General features: G+C 55.6%; 1 protein-coding gene. It reads left to right on the top strand.

The features are described 5' to 3' along the window. Positions 1 to 661: 661 nt before the first annotated feature. The coding region (locus V8J82_RS23650) for a hypothetical protein (protein WP_339979606.1) at positions 662 to 1,121 on the top strand (460 nt) is incomplete at its 3' end.

Raw genomic sequence — 1,121 nt, 5'->3', positions numbered from 1 at the left:
AACGTCCGCTTTGAGCAGTTTGGACTAAAACCGGGGGAGTTTTTCCGGGCAGTATTGTCACCACTGACAACTTGGTTTCGCTTGAGGCAGGCGCGCAAAAACTGCCGTTTTGGACGGAAGATTTGGTTTATACGATGTTGGAAGATCAAGCTGAATTCGCCAAATTTTCGCATTGGTTTACGAAGAATATTCTGGACCAGTCACCTTCTTTCTGACTGTTTCATCTTACGTTAGCCCAATGATCCATAATCACAGCAAACACTTGATATCAACTGTAGCAGCATGGGTGCTCTCTCTCACATTCGTAGTGGAGGCGGTTGCCAGTTCATGCATCCTGCCTGTCCAGGGCGAAGAACCGTTGAGCGACATCGAGTCAGCGCAGCCATATCGCCTTGGGAGCCATCCGCTTGTTCTCCCGGGCTACGACGGCTTACTGGTCCGACCGCTAAATCGTCCTGGGCCTGACGGATTCTATGAGATCGATGGGAACACCTATCAAAGGCTCGAAGAGCCCGCCCCTGGATCGAACATCTTTGATAGGGAGGCACGGTTAGTCCACGGCGGGCACCACATACTCCTCGGATGGGCCAACCGGACCGCCTGGCAGCTGACTCCGGGATCTGACCGCTGGCTGGAGTTGCGGCCGGGACAGACCTGGAGGATGGGCGCTTACGATACTGAAACGAGAGACTTCTATGTCTTATTCCGCGACGAGGTGCAAACACTGCGCTGGAACGGGGAGGCCTTAGTTCCGGCAGGCCCACTCCCGACGGTCGGGCGTGACGGAGCTGCAGAACTGTCGGAAAGAGCCGTACCACGAGCTATACTGACGCTGGCAGAGGCGGGTGGCACCTTCGCAGTCGGGATCAATTGGCGTAACGAGGATGAACGGAACCTCTGGTTTCGTCCTTTTGACGGCAACTGGACGTTAATTGCAGACAATACAGATTTGGAGCGCTTTGCCCCTAGGTCGCGCTTTCCCGGGCCGTTCGGCGATGCAGATGTTTCAGAAGACGGGAGCTTCGTCCGATTGTTCGCGGGGCATAACCGTCAGTCGACGGTTCTTCTCCGGCGCGGGCCAAGCGGATGGGTTCTTGAGGGCGCGCTTCCTTTAAACAGCT

It is taken from the genome of Gymnodinialimonas mytili, assembly GCF_037544085.1.
GTDB classification, from domain to species: Bacteria; Pseudomonadota; Alphaproteobacteria; order Rhodobacterales; family Rhodobacteraceae; genus Gymnodinialimonas; species Gymnodinialimonas mytili.
Note: the sequence above shows the minus strand (reverse complement) of the source record. Positions and strands in the feature narration are given on the sequence as shown.